The organism is Streptomyces sp. NPDC031466 (assembly GCF_055581265.1).
Genome location: NZ_JBVIJT010000010.1, coordinates 334,619 through 350,152, shown reverse-complemented (window position 1 = coordinate 350,152; position 15,534 = coordinate 334,619). Strand labels below are relative to the sequence as shown.

The 15,534-nt window shown below is 71.7% G+C and carries 15 protein-coding genes; 9 read left to right on the top strand and 6 right to left on the bottom strand.

Annotated elements, in window-relative coordinates:
- Nucleotides 1-4: 4 nt before the first annotated feature.
- Nucleotides 5-331 carry a PLD nuclease N-terminal domain-containing protein gene (locus ACZ5GP_RS26220; RefSeq protein ID WP_468753119.1) on the bottom strand — a complete coding sequence of 109 codons (327 nt, stop codon included), beginning with the start codon at nucleotides 329-331 and terminating at the stop codon, nucleotides 5-7.
- Nucleotides 332-420: 89 nt separating this feature from the next.
- Between ACZ5GP_RS26220 and ACZ5GP_RS26215 the strand changes: the two genes are divergently transcribed.
- The 3 genes from ACZ5GP_RS26215 to ACZ5GP_RS26205 are packed head-to-tail and all read left to right on the top strand — an operon-like array spanning nucleotide 421 to nucleotide 3,486.
- A complete protein-coding gene (locus tag ACZ5GP_RS26215) occupies nucleotides 421-1,875 on the top strand; it encodes a menaquinone biosynthesis decarboxylase (protein WP_468753118.1) in 1,455 nt (484 codons plus the stop codon).
- A complete protein-coding gene (mqnP, locus tag ACZ5GP_RS26210) occupies nucleotides 1,872-2,777 on the top strand; it encodes a menaquinone biosynthesis prenyltransferase MqnP (RefSeq protein WP_468753117.1) in 906 nt (301 codons plus the stop codon). Before ACZ5GP_RS26215 ends, mqnP begins: the two co-directional genes overlap by 4 nt.
- A 25-nt stretch (nucleotides 2,778-2,802) precedes the next feature.
- Nucleotides 2,803-3,486, top strand: a complete 684-nt coding sequence (locus ACZ5GP_RS26205; RefSeq protein ID WP_468753116.1) for a UbiX family flavin prenyltransferase — start codon at nucleotides 2,803-2,805, stop codon at nucleotides 3,484-3,486.
- An 85-nt stretch (nucleotides 3,487-3,571) separates the two neighbouring features.
- Here the strand turns inward: ACZ5GP_RS26205 and ACZ5GP_RS26200 are convergent, their stop codons facing one another.
- Nucleotides 3,572-3,709: a hypothetical protein gene (locus ACZ5GP_RS26200; RefSeq protein ID WP_468753178.1), complete on the bottom strand. Its 138-nt coding sequence runs from the start codon at nucleotides 3,707-3,709 to the stop codon at nucleotides 3,572-3,574.
- Between the two features lie 122 nt (nucleotides 3,710-3,831).
- Between ACZ5GP_RS26200 and ACZ5GP_RS26195 the strand changes: the two genes are divergently transcribed.
- From ACZ5GP_RS26195 to ACZ5GP_RS26175, 5 genes are all read left to right on the top strand, one after another.
- The gene (locus ACZ5GP_RS26195) at nucleotides 3,832-4,287 is read left to right on the top strand and encodes an Lrp/AsnC family transcriptional regulator (RefSeq protein WP_030791839.1); all 456 of its coding nucleotides are present in this window, start codon (nucleotides 3,832-3,834) and stop codon (nucleotides 4,285-4,287) included.
- Nucleotides 4,288-4,375: 88 nt separating this feature from the next.
- A complete protein-coding gene (mqnE, locus tag ACZ5GP_RS26190; RefSeq protein ID WP_468604263.1) occupies nucleotides 4,376-5,539 on the top strand; it encodes an aminofutalosine synthase MqnE in 1,164 nt (387 codons plus the stop codon).
- A gap of 87 nt (nucleotides 5,540-5,626) precedes the next feature.
- On the top strand, nucleotides 5,627-5,920 hold the full coding sequence (locus ACZ5GP_RS26185) for a DUF4229 domain-containing protein (protein ID WP_358581083.1): 294 nt from the start codon (nucleotides 5,627-5,629) through the stop codon (nucleotides 5,918-5,920).
- Nucleotides 5,921-6,257: 337 nt separating this feature from the next.
- The gene (locus ACZ5GP_RS26180) at nucleotides 6,258-7,625 is read left to right on the top strand and encodes a dicarboxylate/amino acid:cation symporter (protein ID WP_468753115.1); all 1,368 of its coding nucleotides are present in this window, start codon (nucleotides 6,258-6,260) and stop codon (nucleotides 7,623-7,625) included.
- Nucleotides 7,626-7,786: 161 nt separating this feature from the next.
- A complete protein-coding gene (locus ACZ5GP_RS26175) occupies nucleotides 7,787-9,355 on the top strand; it encodes an alpha/beta hydrolase (protein WP_468753114.1) in 1,569 nt (522 codons plus the stop codon).
- A gap of 46 nt (nucleotides 9,356-9,401) precedes the next feature.
- Here ACZ5GP_RS26175 and ACZ5GP_RS26170 read toward each other — a convergent pair whose 3' ends face one another.
- Nucleotides 9,402-10,289: a helix-turn-helix transcriptional regulator gene (locus ACZ5GP_RS26170; RefSeq protein ID WP_468753113.1), complete on the bottom strand. Its 888-nt coding sequence runs from the start codon at nucleotides 10,287-10,289 to the stop codon at nucleotides 9,402-9,404.
- A 180-nt stretch (nucleotides 10,290-10,469) separates the two neighbouring features.
- Between ACZ5GP_RS26170 and ACZ5GP_RS26165 the strand changes: the two genes are divergently transcribed.
- Entirely contained in the window at nucleotides 10,470-11,873 is a 1,404-nt protein-coding gene (locus ACZ5GP_RS26165) for an MFS transporter (RefSeq protein WP_468753112.1), read from the top strand.
- A gap of 42 nt (nucleotides 11,874-11,915) precedes the next feature.
- On the opposite strand, the gene ACZ5GP_RS26160 is transcribed toward ACZ5GP_RS26165, so the two are convergent.
- From ACZ5GP_RS26160 to ACZ5GP_RS26150, 3 genes are all read right to left on the bottom strand, one after another.
- Nucleotides 11,916-12,926 carry a molybdopterin-dependent oxidoreductase gene (locus ACZ5GP_RS26160; protein WP_468753111.1) on the bottom strand — a complete coding sequence of 337 codons (1,011 nt, stop codon included), beginning with the start codon at nucleotides 12,924-12,926 and terminating at the stop codon, nucleotides 11,916-11,918.
- A gap of 232 nt (nucleotides 12,927-13,158) precedes the next feature.
- The gene (locus tag ACZ5GP_RS26155; protein WP_468753110.1) at nucleotides 13,159-14,313 is read right to left on the bottom strand and encodes a lipase family protein; all 1,155 of its coding nucleotides are present in this window, start codon (nucleotides 14,311-14,313) and stop codon (nucleotides 13,159-13,161) included.
- Nucleotides 14,314-14,399: 86 nt separating this feature from the next.
- Nucleotides 14,400-15,476 (bottom strand): AraC family transcriptional regulator, encoded by a 1,077-nt coding sequence (locus ACZ5GP_RS26150; protein WP_468753109.1) that lies wholly within the window; start codon nucleotides 15,474-15,476, stop codon nucleotides 14,400-14,402.
- Nucleotides 15,477-15,534 lie beyond the last annotated feature (58 nt).

Here is a 15,534-nt window from a genome sequence, read left to right as displayed (position 1 = left end):
CGGCTCAGCCCTCGGTGCCCTTGTCCCGCTTCTTCTCGTCGGGGTCCTCGTCGCGGCCCTCGTCCTTGAGGGACTTCAGGAACTCCGGATTGTCGTCCGGCGCGACCCAGCGCGTGCGGCCGCGAGCGGGGCCGGCGCCCGGCGCGTGCCGGACCTTGCCCGTCACGAACCACGCGACGGGCCCCAGCAGCACCTCGCCGAAGAGCAGCACGATGATGACCCACACCACCTTGGGCAGATGCCTGACCTCCTGCTCCGGAGTGTTCAGGACATCGATGAAGGCGTAGATCCACACCGCCAGGACCAGCAGGAACGGCAGATACCTGAGCATGGTGGAGCGATCCCCCAAGTGGCGACGGCGAGAGGCGTGCGGCCCCCCGGTGACGGGGCCAGGGTAGCCGGTGCCGGATACTGGAACGCATGGCTTACGACGATCTTCGCTCCCTGCTCCGTGCACTGGAGCGCGAGGGCGATCTCAAGCGCATCAAGGCCGAGGTCGACCCGTATCTGGAGGTCGGTGAGATCGTCGACCGGGTACAGAAGGCCGGCGGCCCCGCGCTCCTCTTCGAGAACGTCAAGGGCTCCGCGATGCCCCTGGCGATGAACGTGTACGGGACGGACCGCCGCCTGCTGAAGGCGCTCGGCCTGAAGTCGTACGGCGAGATCAGCGAGAAGATCGGCGGCCTGCTCAAGCCGGAGCTGCCGCACGGCTTCGTCGGGGTGCGCGAGGCGTTCGGCAAGCTCGGCGCGATGACGCACGTACCGCCGAAGAAGGTCAAGGAGGCGCCCGTCCAGGAGGTCGTCCTCACCGGCGACGACGTCGACCTGGAGCGGCTGCCCGCGCTCTTCACCTGGCCCGAGGACGGCGGCTCCTTCTTCAACCTCGGCCTGACCCACACCAAGGACCCCGACACCGGGGTGCGCAACCTCGGCCTGTACCGCCTCCAGCGCCACGACAAGCGCACCATCGGCATGCACTGGCAGATCCACAAGGACAGCCGCAACCACTACCAGGTGGCCGCCCGCAGGGGCGAGCGGCTGCCGGTTGCGATCGCCTTCGGCTGCCCGCCCGCCGTCACGTACGCCTCCACGGCGCCGCTGCCGGGTGACATGGACGAGTACATGCTGGCCGGATTCATCCAGGGCAAGCGCGTGGAGATGGTCGACTGCAAGACGGTCCCGCTCCAGGTGCCCGCGCACGCCGAGGTCGTCATCGAGGGCTGGCTGGAGCCCGGCGAGATGCTGCCCGAGGGGCCCTTCGGCGACCACACCGGCTTCTACACGCCGCAGGAACCGTTCCCCGCACTGAAGATCGACTGCGTGACGATGCGGGCGCGCCCGCTGCTCCAGTCGATCGTCGTCGGCCGCCCGCCGACGGAGGACGGGCCGCTCGGCCGCGCCACGGAGCGCTTCTTCCTGCCGCTGCTCAAGGTGATCGTCCCGGACATCGTGGACTACCACCTGCCGGAGTCGGGCGGCTTCCACAACTGCGCGATCGTCTCGATCGACAAGAAGTACCCCAAGCACGCGCAGAAGGTCATGCACGCCATCTGGGGCGCCCACATGATGTCCCTGACGAAGCTGATCGTCGTCGTGGACAAGGACTGCGACGTGCACGATCTGCACGAGGTGTCCTGGCGGGCGCTCGGCAATACGGACTACGCCCGGGACCTGACCGTCGTCGAAGGCCCGGTCGACCACCTCGACCACGCCTCCTACCAGCAATTCTGGGGCGGCAAGGCGGGCATCGACGCGACGCGCAAACTGCCCGAGGAGGGGTACACGCGCGACGGGGGCTGGCCGGAGATGGTCGTGTCCGACCCGCAGATCGCCTCGAAGGTGGACCGTCGCTGGAAGGAGTACGGACTCTCATGACCTCGGCATCCGCCGCGCTCCCGCAGCAGCCGGGCAGGACCAAGGCCTTCCTGCGGCTCGTCATGATCGAGCACTCGGTGTTCGCGCTGCCCTTCGCCTACATCGCCGCGCTGACCGCGATGTTCCGGCTCGACGAGAACATCCACTGGGTGCGGCTGCTCCTGGTCACCGTCTGCATGGTGGGCCTGCGGACGTTCGCCATGGCCGCGAACCGGATCATCGACCGGGAGATCGACGCCCGCAACCCGAGGACCGCCCACCGCGAGCTGGTCACCGGCGCGGTGTCCGTGAAGTCGGCGTGGACGGGCGCGCTGATCGCCCTCGCCGTGTTCCTCGGCGCGGCCGCCCTGCTCAACCCGCTGTGCCTGGCGCTCGCGCCCGTCGCGGTGATCCCGATGGTCGTCTACCCCTACGGCAAGCGGTTCACGAACTTCCCGCAGGCGATCCTCGGCCTCGCCCAGGCGATGGGGCCGGTCGGCGCCTGGATCGCGGTCACCGGCGAGTGGTCGTGGCAGGCGGTGATCCTCGGCCTCGCGGTCGGCGTGTGGATCGGCGGCTTCGACCTGATCTACGCCTGCCAGGACGTGGAGACGGACCGCGAGGTCGGCGTGAAGTCGGTGCCCGCGCGGTTCGGCATCCCGGCCGCCATCCGGGGCGCGCGCGGCTGCCACCTGGTGACCACGGCGCTCTTCGCCTGGTACGCGCTCGACACGGGCGCCGGTCTCTTCTTCTGGCTGGGCCTCGTGATCGTCGCGGGCGCCTTCCTGTACGAGCACTCCATCGTGAAGCCGCACGACCTGTCCCGCCTGAACCGGGCCTTCTTCCAGGTGAACGGTTTCATCGGGATCGCCCTGTTCGCGTGCGCGCTGCTGGACCTGCTGGTACGCGGCCTCACCGTCTGACATCCCACTCGGTAGGCTTCACAGCGTGAACCCAGGAGATACGCAGCGTAGGCCTTGGATCGTGGGGGTGTCCGGTGCGTCCGGTACGCCTTATGCCGCTGCCGTCCTGCGCGCGCTGCTCGGCGCGGGGGAGAGCGTGGACCTCGTCGTGTCGCGGGCCTCGCGGCTGACGCTGCTCGACGAGACCGGCATCTCCTTCCGGGACGCGCACTGGCGCGAGGACCTGCGGCAGTGGCTGGCGCGGGGCGCGGACGGGAAGCCGGACACGTTCGACGTGCGCGAGGAGTCGCTGGCGGACGTGCGGTACTGGGCGGCAGGGGATCTGGCCGCGGGCCCGTCGTCGGGCTCGTACCCGGCCAAGGGGATGCTGATCGTGCCGGCGTCCACGGCCGGCGTGGCCGGGGTGGCGCTCGGGCTCTCGAAGGACCTGTTGCAGCGCGCGGCGAGCGTGACGCTCAAGGAGGGCAGGCGGCTCGTGGTCTGTGTCCGCGAGACGCCGCTGAACGGACAGACGCTGAAGCACCTGGTGAGCCTGGACGAGGCGGGCGCGATCGTGCTGCCCGCCTCACCGGCGTTCTACGCGGGGGCGACGCACATCCAGGATCTGGTGGACTTCGTCGCCGGGCGGGTGCTGGACGCGGCGAGGGTGCCGCACAGCCTGTACCGCCGCTGGAAGGGGGAGCTGGGGGGCGCTTCCCGTGCCGACTGAGCGCGCCCCCGAAGGGGCGGGGGGAACTGCGCGAGTGACCGCGACGAAGCCGCGATCGGCGCCGATCCCCACCCCCACGGCGGGACTACCGCTTCTTGGCGCCCCGCAGCTTCCGGGTGGCCTTCCGCGGCGCCGCGGACTCCGCACGCGAGCGGTTGGCCAGGTCCTGGAGCTCGCGCATACGGGCGTAGGCCATCTCGATCGAGTACACGGGGTGACTCACTCCTGAAGGATCGTCGTTGATCTGCTGAGATTGAGAAAGATTCACAGGGTGCAGACCCTGTTGCGCCTTAGATTCTACACATAGACTCGCGGTATCGCTGAATAATGAAAGGCATCGCACCTATGGACGCCGTGGACAGGCAGCTCATCCAGGCCCTGCGGGAGAACGGCCGCGCCTCGTACGCCGAACTGGGGCGGCTCGTGGGCCTCTCCGGACCGAGCGTCACGGACCGGATCAACCGTCTCGAAGCGGCCGGTGTCATCACGGGCTACCGCGCGACCGTCGACTCGGCCTCGCTGGGCCTCGGCGTCATCGCCCTCATCGGCATCTCGCTCTCCGACGCCGCCGACCACGAGGACGTGGCCCGCCGCCTGAAGGACCTGCACGAGATCGAGGACTGCTGGTTCATCGCCGGCGACGACTCGTACATGCTCAAGGTCAGGGCGAGCGACGTGGACGGCCTGGAGAAGACCATCCGCCGGCTCAGCGGCACGCGGGGCGTCTCGCGCACGCGGACGACGATCGTGCTCTCCACCAAGTGGGAGAACCGCGTCGGGGAGCTGCCCGAAGAGGAGTGAGCGGGGGCGGGGGCGTACGGTTGGCGGGAGTTTGTCGCAGGTCGCTTTGTCGTAGGTCGTAGGTCGCTGGAGAGGTAAGGGCGAGGGCATGGACGCAGGTCTCAAGCGCGAGCTGGAGCAGAAGGTCCGGGACGGCGAGCGGCTGTCCCGCGAGGACGGCATCGCGCTCTACGAGTCGGACGACCTGGCCTGGCTCGGCGGCCTCGCCCACGAGGTGCGCACGCGCAAGAACGGCGACGTCGTGCACTTCAACGTCAACCGCCACCTCAACATGACGAACGTGTGCACCGCGTCCTGCGCCTACTGCTCCTTCCAACGCAAGCCGGGCGAGAAAGACGCGTACACGATGCGCATCGAGGAGGCCGTCCGCCTCGCCAAGGCGATGGAGGGCGAGAACCTCACCGAGCTGCACATCGTCAACGGCCTGCACCCCAACCTGCCGTGGCGCTACTACCCGCGCTCGTTGAGCGAGCTGAAGAAGGCGCTCCCGAACGTCTCCCTGAAGGCCTTCACCGCCACCGAGATCCACCACTTCGAGACGATCTCCGGCATGTCGGCCTCCGACATCCTGGACGAGCTGATCGAGGCGGGCCTGGAGTCGCTGACCGGCGGCGGCGCGGAGATCTTCGACTGGGAGGTGCGCCAGCACATCGTGGACCACCGCACCCACTGGGAGGACTGGTCGCGCATCCACCGCCTCGCGCACGAGAAGGGTCTCAAGACCCCGTGCACGATGCTGTACGGCCACATCGAGGAGCCGCGCCACCGCGTGGACCACGTCCTTCGGCTGCGTGAGCTGCAGGACGAGACGAACGGCTTCCAGGTCTTCATCCCGCTGCGCTACCAGCACGACTTCGTGGACATGAAGGACGGCAAGGTCAGGAACCGCCTCCAGGCGCGCACGACCATGGCGTCCGGCGCCGAGGCCCTGAAGACGTTCGCGGTCTCGCGCCTGCTCTTCGACAACGTCCCGCACGTCAAGGTCTTCTGGGTCATGCACGGTCTGCAGACCACGCAGCTCGCCCTCCAGCACGGCGCCGACGACATGGACGGCTCGGTCGTCGAGTACAAGATCACGCACGACGCCGACAACTTCGGCACGCCGAACAAGCTGACCCGCGAGGACCTGCTCGACCTGATCCGCGAGGCCGGCTTCCGCCCGGTCGAGCGCAACACGCGCTACGAGGCGATCCGCGAGTACGAGGGCCCGGACCCGCTGCTGCGCGAGACCCCGCAGGCGATGCGGGTCTGACCCCCTTGCCGGGGGCGGGCTCCGCCATGCTTCACTGGAGAGGCTCGTCCAGCCAAGAGCCCTTTCGGAACGGAAGAGTGGATTGACATGCTCCGCTACACGCTGATGCGCCTCGGGATCTTCGCGGGCTGCTTCCTGGTCGTCTGGGGCCTCGTCTACTCCGGGATGCTGCCGCGCGGCCTCGGCGACTCCAACATGCTGTGGGTCGCGCTGCTCGCGCTCGTCGTCTCGGCGCCCATCAGCTTCGTCGTGCTGCGCAAGGAGCGCGACCGCGCCTCGGCGGACGTCGTCGCCCGCGTGGACCGCGCCAAGGCCTCGCTGGACGCCAACCGCACGCAGGAGGACGGCGTGGACGACCTGGCCCGCGCCCAGCGCTCGTAACCTCCGTCACACTCTCCCCGGACCCCGGTCCGGAGCATCCCGCTCCGGACCGGGGTTCCGTGCGTTCCGGGGTCCCGGCCCGGCCCCGCGCCTCAAACAAGGCCTTTGATGTTCTCAAAGTACGAGTGTTAACGTGTTTGTCATGAAGACAGCAGCAGCGCACCGCAACGCCATGAGCGTCCCGCTCGTGGCGCGCCTGCATGTCGATCTCTGCCGCTGCATGTCCGCGGCCTGTCACGCCTGAGCGTGTCCCCCGACGCAGCGGCCCCGCTGACCCTTCGCGGTCGCCGCTCCCGTACGTCCCCCACCCCTTGACTTACCTCACCGGAGTGTGTCCGTGTCCGCGAACTCCGCGACGCCCGCCGACCAGGCGGGCGACACCCGAAAGCCCCAGTCCGGCTTCCGGATACCCAACTTCCTCAAGATTCCCTTCTGGGCGCAGATCCTCGGCGGTCTGGTGCTCGGCGTCCTGCTCGGCTGGCTCGCCCGCAGCCAGGACATCTCCTGGCTCGTCACCACCCTCTCCAAGGTCGGCGACACCTTCATCGGGCTGCTGAAGCTGGCGGTCGCCCCGCTCGTCTTCTTCGCGATCCTGGTGTCGATCACCAACCTGCGGAAGGTCAACAACGCCGCGCGCCTGGCCACCCGCACCCTGCTGTGGTTCATGATCACATCGCTGATCGCGGTGGCCATCGGCCTCGCCATCGGCCTGCTGACCAACCCCGGCTCCGGCACCGGCCTCACCCCCAAGGACGGCAAGGCCCCCGACCACGCGGGCTCCTGGATCGACTTCCTGACCGGCATCATCCCGACGGACGTCATCACGCCCTTCACCGAGCTGAACGTCCTGCAGATCGTCTTCATGGCCGCCGTCGCCGGTGTCGCCGTACTGAAGATCGGTGACAAGGCCCAGCCGATCCTGGAGCTGTCCGAGTCCGTCCTCGCGCTGCTCCAGAAGGCCCTGTGGTGGGTCATCAAGCTCTCCCCGATCGGCACCATCGGCCTCATCGGCTTCGCCATCGCGGACTACGGCTGGAACCTCATCAGCAAGTACGCGACGTTCACCGCGGACATCTACGTCGGCTGCGCCCTGGTGATGTTCGGCGTCTACCCGCTGCTCCTCGCGTTCGTCGCCAAGGTCAACCCGCTCCAGTTCTTCAAGGGCGCCTGGCCCGCGATCCAGCTGGCCTTCGTCTCGCGCTCCTCGGTCGGCACCATGCCGATCACCCAGAAGGTCACCGAGCGGCTCGGCGTCCCGAAGGAGTACACCTCCTTCGCGGTGCCCTTCGGCGCCACCACGAAGATGGACGGGTGCGCCGCGATCTACCCGTCGATCGCCGCGATCTTCGTCGCGCAGATCTTCGACGTGAACCTGGGCATCAAGGAGTACTTGCTCATCGCGTTCGTGTCGGTCGTCGGCTCGGCCGCGACGGCGGGCCTGACCGGCGCCACGGTGATGCTGACGCTGACCCTGTCGACGCTCGGCCTGCCGATGGAGGGCGTGGGCCTGCTCCTCGCCATCGACCCGGTCCTCGACATGATGCGCACCGCCACGAACGTGGCCGGCCAGGCGCTGGTCCCCGTGATCGTCGCCGCCCGCGAGAGGATCCTCGACCGGGAGGCGTACGAGAGCGCCTCGGCGTCGCCGCTCGACGACGCGGACGACTTCGAGGACGCGCCGCGGGCGGTGCCCGCGGCCGCGTAACCCTCGCGAGTGCCCCGCACGAGTGTCCTGCCCCGTCCCGGAGTCGCTCCGGGGCGGGGCTCTCGCCTGCCGGGGGGCCGCGGGCGTGCACGGAGAGTGAGGGGGCGCGGGGGGACGGGGGCGCTTAGGGTGGGGCGGGGGGAGACCCCTGGGAGGTTGCCGTGCGTGGAGCTTGCGCAGTCGCCGGTCTGACCGTACTGGCCGTGGTGGGAGCGGGCGTGCCGGGCGTCGCCGCGGCGGCGGCCGACGACGGGAACCGGCCCGATCTCTCGCGGTACTACACGCAGAAGATCGAATGGGCCGCCTGCAAGGGCGGCACCAAGGCCATGGCGGAGGCCTCCGGGCACATGGAGGACGTCCGGTGCGGCAAGGTGAGCGTCCCGCTCGACTACGCCAGACCGGCGGCCGGCACGGTGGACCTCGCGATGATCCGCATGAGGTCGAGCGCGCGCGAGCCGCGCGGCTCCCTGCTGCTGAACTTCGGCGGTCCCGGCGGCCCCGGCGTCTCCGCGCTCGCCGGGTCGCAGAAGGAGTTCGGCTTCCTCAGCAAGGGGTACGACGTCGTCTCCTTCGACCCGCGCGGCGTCGGCCTGAGCGACCCCGTCAGCTGCGGCGACGCCGACGGCGACACCGAGCCCGAAGTGGGGGAGAAGGACGATCCCGCCGCCGTGCTCGCCGAACTGCGCAAGGCCGCCAAGGAGTGCGAGGCCCACTCCGGTCCCGTCCTGCCGTACATGGGGACCATGAACGTCTCACGCGACCTGGACGTCATGCGGGCCGCCCTCGGCGACAAGAAGCTCAACTACCTCGGCTTCTCCTACGGCACGCGGATCGGCGCCGTCTACGCCGCCCAGTTCCCGAAGAAGGTCGGCCGGATGGTGCTCGACGGCGTCGACACGCTGACCGAGCCCGTCGCCGAACAGTCCCTGGTGCTCGCCGAGGGACGCCAGACCGCCCTCGACAACTTCCTCACCTGGTGCACCGGCAACGCCGGATGTGTCTTCGGCACCGACGCGCGCGCCGCCCGGCAGTCCATGGTCCAGCTCGTCCGGGACATGGACGCCATGCCGCTGCGGTCCATGGAGGGCGAGGAGTTCACGGGGCAGGACGTCGTCGGCGTCCTCGGTCAGGCCCTGTACAGCAGGCAGGCGTGGCCCGCGCTGTCGCAGGCGCTGGGCGCGCTGCTCGCGGACGGCGACCCGCGCGCGCTGATCCGGATGAGCGGCGGGCTCGCGGGCGGTGTGGGCAGTACCCAGCTCGTGGGCGACGAGGTGCCCATGGACAACATGTCCGCCGCCCTCATGGGCGTGACCTGCGCCGACGATCCCGACCGGCCGGACGCCGCGCGCGTGGCGAAGGAAGTGGGCAGGCTCAAGAAGGAGTTCGAGGAGGCGTCCCCCGTCTTCGGCAGGTCGATGCTGATGCCGGTGCTGCTCTGCTTCGGGCGTCCCCCCGGGACCCGGTACATCCGCGACGACGTCCGGGACGTGAAGACGCCGAAGCTGCTGCTCGTCGGCACGCGCGGCGATCCCGCGACGCCCTACCGCTGGACGGAGGAGACCGCGCGCCGCCTCGGCCCGCAGGCCGTCGTCCTGGACAACAAGGGGGACGGGCACACCGGTTACCTGGCCTCTACTTGCGTGCGGGACAAGGTGGACGGCTTCCTGCTGTACGGCGAGACACCGAAGAGCGGCACGTCCTGCGCGGCGGAGGCGGACTCGGCGCAGTGACGTCGGGGCGTGCGGGGTGTCGTTCCCGGGCGGGACGTCCCGGTCGTCACTCCCGGTCGGGCGCCAGCCGCAGCATCGCCGTCTCGTCCGGTGTGCCCGGGGCGGCCTGGTAGACCACCATGCGCTGGCCGCCCGTCCGCGCCAGTTTCATCACCTCGTACGTGAGGGTCATCGCACCGACCTTCGGATGCGCGAAGGACTTGGTGCCGCCGCCGCGCTCCCGGACGTCGTAGCGCTCCCAGATGCGGGCGAAGTCCGGTGATTTGAGCAGCAGTTCACCGACGAGGTTCGTCAGGCGGGGCGAGTCCGTGTCGGTGCCGCCGACGGCGCGCAGATGCGCCACCGACGTGGTGACCGTCTCCTCCCACGGCTGGTACAGCTCGCGTCCCACGGGGTGCAGGAACAGGTAGCGGGTGACGTTGCGCCGCTCGGCGGGCCAGTCCCACAGGCCGGGGAGCAGCGCTTTGCCGGGGGCGTTGGCGGCCAGCATGTGGCTGTGCCTGCTCACGACGTAGGCGGGCAGCGGCGTCAGGGCCTCCAGCATGCGCCGGGTCGACTCGCGGACCGTCTCGTCGGCCGTGGGGTGCGGTTCCGTGAGCCGGCCCGAGGCCAGCTCCGCGAGTTCGTGCAGGCGCTCGTGGGCGTCGCCCGTCAGGTGCAGGACGCGGGCCAGGGCGTCGATGACGGCGGGGGAGGGGTTCGTCTCGCGCCCCCGCTCCAGGCGCGTGTAGTAGTCGACGCTCACCCCGGCGAGGGCCGCGAGTTCCTCGCGCCGCAGGCCCGGGGTGCGGCGCAGGCCGGTGCCGGCGGGGAGGCCCGCGTCGGCGGGGGTGACACGGGCCCGGCGGGCGCGGAGGTATCTGCCGAGTTCCGTCCCCGCCGGGGGTACGCCCGCTCCGCGCGGGGCGGCGTCTGCTGTGCCGGTCGTGGTCATCCCGCCATTCTTCCCGGTCGGGCGCCCGCGTGGGGGGCCCTGTCAGGGCCAGGAACAGGGCGGTCTGGCCGGACCCGCCGGTCGCGGGCATCGTCGGGGTCCCACGGCCGCCCCGGCGACCGCCCCGTTCCCCCCTTGGAACGCCCCCGCAAAAATCGCCCGCTCCAGGAGCCGCCCGTCATGGCCGTCACCCTCGCCTCCGCACGCGTCCGCCCGGGCACCGCCCCGCCCTCGCCGGCCCCCCGGGCCGGGAGCCCCGTCCCGCTCGTCGCCGCGCTGCTCGGTTTCACCGTCATCACCATCGATGTCACCGCCGTGAACATCGCGCTGCCCGACATCCGCGCCGACCTCCACGGCGGCATGGCGGGCCTCCAGTGGATCGTCGACGCGTACACGCTGATGTTCGCCGCGCTGATGCTCTCCGCCGGGGCGCTCGCCGACCGGGCGGGGGCCCGGCGGGCGTACGCCTGGGGCGTGGGGCTCTTCACCGCCGCGTCGCTGGCGTGCGCCCTCGCGCCCGGCATCGGCGCGCTGATCGCCGCCCGCGTCGCGCAGGGCGGGGCCGCCGCCATCGTGATGCCCGCCTCGCTCGCGCTGATCCGCCAGGCGTACGACGATCCGCGCCGCCGCGCCCGCGCCATCGCGCTGTGGACGGTCGGGGGCTCGGTGGCCGTCGCGGTCGGGCCCGTGCTCGGCGGCATCCTCACGGAGGGCGCCGGATGGCGTGCCGTCTTCCTGCTCAACCTGCCCGTGGGCGCGGTGATCCTCGCCCTCCTCGCCCGGACCGCCCGCTCCCCGCGCCGTCCCGCCCCGCTCGACCTCGTCGGCCAGGTGAGCGCCGTACTGGCGCTCGGCGGGCTCGCGTTCGCCGTCATCGAGGGCGGCCACCTGGGGTGGACGAGCACGCCCGTCCTGGCCGCGGCCACCGTGGCCGTCGGCTCCGGCGCCCTCTTCCACGCCGCCGAGAAGCGCCACCGCGCGCCCATGGTCCCGCTCGGGCTGCTGCGGCAGCGGCCGGTCGCCGTGGCCCTCGCGGTCGGGTTCGCGGTGAACGCCGGGTTCTACGGGGTGACGTTCCTCCTCGGCCTCTACTACCAGCAGCTGCGGGGCATGTCGGGCGTCGAGGCGGGCCTGATGTTCGTGCCGCTCGCCGCGATCATCACCGGCACGAACCTTCTCTCGCCGCGCCTCGCGGAACGCGTCGGCCGCCGCCGGGTCGTCGTCCTCGGCCAGGCCGTCCTCGCCCTCGCCATGTTCGTGCTGCTGCCGCTGGGCGCCGACACCCCGCTGTGGCTCGCGCTGGTGCTGCTGGTCCCGACCGGCATCGGGGGCGCGGTCGCCGTCCCCGCGCTCACCGCCCAGCTGATCGACAGCGTCCCCGGCGAGCGGGCGGGCACCGCCTCAGGGTTGCTCAACTCCCTGCGCCAGACCGGCGGCGCCCTGTCCGTCGCCCTCTTCGGCGCCCTCCTGGCGGGCGCCGGTGACACCTTCTCCCTGCCGGGCATGCGCGTGGGGCTCCTGGTGGCCGGGCTCACCCTGTGCGCCACCACCGCCCTCGCCGCGTGGCTGCTGCCGAGGGACTGACCCCAGGTGGCCTCGGCGCCGGGCGGGGGACGGCGAGTTCCGTCACGAACGGCCACCCTGCCGGAAGGAGGGCACCGCCCGGCCCTCGACCGTGAAGGTCACCTCGTGCACGGAGTTCCGCGCCCCCGGCGGTGGCTGCACGCGGCCCGCGGCGTCCGTGGCCCGGGAGCGGACCGTGTGCGGGCCCGGTGCGAGGGTGCGGCGCAGGGAGAAGCCCTGCCACGTCGGGTCGGCGCCCAGGGCGTCGAGGGCGGCGGGCTCCCAGGGGCCGCCGTCCACGGAGACGTCGACGCGGACGACCTCCGTGGTGCTCCAGGCCCGGCCCCGGAAGCCGACCGTGCCACGCGGCAGGCGCGCGTCGGGTGCCGGGGCCAGCAGCTTGCTGTTGACGTCCACCTCGCGCACCGGCTGCGCGGTGTCGGCGCCCGGCAGCTTCCGTGTGTAGAACGTCGTCGTGAACATGTGCTCCGGGCGCTCGTCCGTCAGGACGATCCGCGTCAGCCACTTCACGGAGTTGGTGCCGAACATGCGGGGCACCACGGCGCGCAAGGGGAAGCCGTGCCGGGCGCGCAGGGGTTCGCCGTTCATGCGGTGGGCGAGGAACACCTGGCGACGCGCGGTCTCCAGCGGGAGGTCCTTGAGGTACGACAGGCCGTCCACGCCGTGGAAGGAGCCCGTGTCCGCGCCCTCGAGGACCACGTGCCGGGCGGCGGGCAGCGGGGCCGCGCGGTCCAGGAGCACGGCGAGGGGGAAGCCCGTCCACTCGATGTTCGCCACCGCGCGTGTCGGCACGTCGGGGCGCAGCGGACTGCCGAAGCACTCGTGGACGGCCGTGAGCTGCCGGGCGGGCAGGGCCAGGAGCGCGGGCAGGCCCAGCCGCAGGGGCCGCTCGACCAGGCCCTCGACGGTCAGCGTCCAGGCGCCGGCGTCGATCTCCGGGATGCCCAGGTGTTTGCGTACGAAGAGGTTGTCGACCGGCGTCACGAAGTCGGGGCCGGGCGCGGGGTCGGCGTGCGAGGGGTCCTCGGGCGGGGGCGTCGGCGACGCGGTCATCGGGCGGCCCCCTCCGCCGGGAGGCCCTGTCGGGTGTGGCCGCCGGGGCCGTCGGCTGTCGGCACGATGAGATTCCCCCGTTTCTCCAGGTCCTGTCGGACGAACCTCAAGAGCCTACGAGGGGCGGGGCGGAGCCGCCCACTCCTTTTCCCGCGCGTGCAAGGTGCGTTCTCCCGCGTGCGTAAGCGGCGGCCCCCAGGAAGCGAGGTCCGCCGCAACACGCCGCGTACGCCTAGCAGTTGCCGCGCGTCGGCTTCCCCTGGAAGCGGTCCGCCAGCCACTGTGTCGCGAGCGGCGACTGCGTGATGACACCGCTGACGTGTTCACCGAGCGGGATGGTGTGCCACTCCACGTCCGCGCCCCGTGCGCACCAGTCGGCGCGGACCTGCTTGCCCACGCCGTACGGGATCAGCTCGTCGGCGAGCGCGTGGTACAGGTAGACCGGGGCGTCCGGCTTCACCGTGCCGACCCGCGAGGCACGCAGGCGCTGCTGCCAGTCGGGCTGGTCGAGCGGATCGCGCGTCGTCATCGAGTCGATCGTCTTGAACGAGCCGAGCACGGCGCCGTCCGCCACGCAGGAGTTCCGCAGCGCGCCGACGAGCGTCCTGCCCAGCGGGTTCAGATAGCTGTCGAGCCGCAGTTCGGGGAAGGCCGCGTCCTGGCCGATCGCCGCCATGAAGATCAGGCCCGCGCCGTACGAGCCGTCGTTGAAGTCCGCCACCTTCATCAGGTCGCCCGGGACACCGCCGGTCGCCGTGCCCCTGACGTCGAGTTCGGGGGCGTACGAACCGTGCAGTTCGGCCGCCCACGAGGAGGCCTGGCCACCCTGCGAGTAGCCCATGATGCCGATCGGGGTGTCCTCGCCGAGGCCCGCCTCGGGCAGCCGGATCGCGGCGCGGGCCGCGTCGAGCATGGCCTGGCCGGCGGAGCGGCCGACGGTGTAGGTGTGGTCGCCCGGGGTGCCGAGGCCCTCGTAGTCGGTGACGGCCACCGCCCAGCCGCGCAGGGTCAGCTGCTGGATGAGGTTGGCCTCCAGGCCGGTGCCCTTGGGGAAGTTCGCGCTGGGCGCGCAGCGGTCGGCGACACCGACCGTCCCCACGGCGTACGTGATCAGAGGGCGCGGGCCCGTCCTGCCGTCCTGCGGCACGATGACGGTGCCGGACACGGTGGTGGGCGCCCCCTGGGCCGTGGTCGAGCGGTAGTGGACCTTCCAGGCCCTGGTGCCGGTCGGCTGGCCCGGCAGGGGGTGGAAGGCGCTCGGTTCGGCGCTGACGATGTCGCCGGGGGACGCGTCTTCCGCTGCGTGCGCCGCCCCGAGAGGGGTGACGGCCGACAGTCCGAGCGCGGCCACCACGGCCCACGCCCGCCATCCGGTGCGTATGTGCATGCGGCTCTCCCAACGGTGCACAGGGGCTGGGGACTTCGCCGTCGACGGTAGTGACCGGTGGGGAGGCCGGGGGCTGACCGGGACGCTCAGCTTCGTTGACCGCGCGGTGCGGGAGCGGCGGCGGACGCGGTGGGCCGTGCCGTGCCCGTGCGGGGCGCGATCGACGCCGTGCCCGTGCGGTAGGCGCCCGGCGTCGTGCCCGTCCAGCGGCGGAACGCCCGGTGGAAGGCCGTGTCCTCGGAGAAGCCGAGGCGTGCCGCGAGGTCGGCGATCGGCTCGTGGCCCTCCGCGAGGCCCGCGATCGCCGCGTCCCGCCGCACGGCGTCCTTCAACCGCTGGTACGAGGTGGCCTCCTCGGCCAGGCGGCGGCGCAGCGTCGCCGGGCTCACCGCCAGCCGGGCCGCGACCTCGCCGAGCGAGGGGAGGCGCGGTGCGGAGCGCAGGGACCGCGCGAGGGCGCGCCGCACCTGCTCGGCGACCGTCGTGCCGTACTCGCGGCGGCTGAGCAGCTCGAAGGGCGCGCGGCGCAGCATCTCCTCCAGCGCGTCCTCGTCCCTGACCAGCGGCGCGTCCAACCAGTGCGGGTCGAAGCGGGCGCCGGTGCGCTCGGCGCCGAACCGCACGGGGCAGCCGAAGAGCACCCCGTACTCGTCCCGGTGCGGGGGCGGCGGGTGCCCGAACTCGGCGCGGCGCAGCGGGATGCGGCGGCCGATCAGCCAGCTGCACAGGCGGTGCCAGATGATGAGCAGGCACTCGGCGAGGAAGTAGTCCTGGTCGAGGTCGCTGCGGACGCCGAACACCGCCTCCGCGCCCCGGTGTTCCAGGACGAGGTCGGGGCCGCCGGGGAACAGCCCGTAGAAGGTGACGCCCCGCTCCACGGCGGCGCCGAGATCGCGGCACCCCAGCGAGGCCCGGCACATCATGGCGAAGGTGCCGGGCCTGCTGACGGCGGAGCCGAGGCCGAGGAACTCGTCCTGCGTGACGCGGTACAGCTCGTGGAAGAGCCGCGCGAACTGCGGGGCCGTGACGCGGGCCCGGTCGTCGCCGAGGAGCAGCGGCGGGATCTGCGCGACGCGCAGCAGCGGCACGGTGTCGACGCCGTGCCGTTCGGCGCCGCGCAGCACGGCCCGCACATGGTGCACGGTGATCGTCCGCCTCGCCATGCCATGACGGTAGCGCCGCGTTGAGCGCGTGGGCCAGCGCCGTTGACGTTTCGCGTCA

Coding starts and splice junctions, on each gene's coding strand:
- ACZ5GP_RS26195 (WP_030791839.1), top strand. CDS start 3,832: ATGGACGCCGTGGACAGGCAGCTCATCCAGGCCCTGCGGGAGAACGGC.
- mqnE (WP_468604263.1), top strand. CDS start 4,376: ATGGACGCAGGTCTCAAGCGCGAGCTGGAGCAGAAGGTCCGGGACGGC.
- ACZ5GP_RS26220 (WP_468753119.1), bottom strand. CDS start 331: ATGCTCAGGTATCTGCCGTTCCTGCTGGTCCTGGCGGTGTGGATCTAC.
- ACZ5GP_RS26155 (WP_468753110.1), bottom strand. CDS start 14,313: ATGCACATACGCACCGGATGGCGGGCGTGGGCCGTGGTGGCCGCGCTC.
- ACZ5GP_RS26160 (WP_468753111.1), bottom strand. CDS start 12,926: ATGACCGCGTCGCCGACGCCCCCGCCCGAGGACCCCTCGCACGCCGAC.
- ACZ5GP_RS26185 (WP_358581083.1), top strand. CDS start 5,627: ATGCTCCGCTACACGCTGATGCGCCTCGGGATCTTCGCGGGCTGCTTC.
- ACZ5GP_RS26165 (WP_468753112.1), top strand. CDS start 10,470: ATGGCCGTCACCCTCGCCTCCGCACGCGTCCGCCCGGGCACCGCCCCG.
- ACZ5GP_RS26170 (WP_468753113.1), bottom strand. CDS start 10,289: ATGACCACGACCGGCACAGCAGACGCCGCCCCGCGCGGAGCGGGCGTA.
- mqnP (WP_468753117.1), top strand. CDS start 1,872: ATGACCTCGGCATCCGCCGCGCTCCCGCAGCAGCCGGGCAGGACCAAG.
- ACZ5GP_RS26215 (WP_468753118.1), top strand. CDS start 421: ATGGCTTACGACGATCTTCGCTCCCTGCTCCGTGCACTGGAGCGCGAG.
- ACZ5GP_RS26150 (WP_468753109.1), bottom strand. CDS start 15,476: ATGGCGAGGCGGACGATCACCGTGCACCATGTGCGGGCCGTGCTGCGC.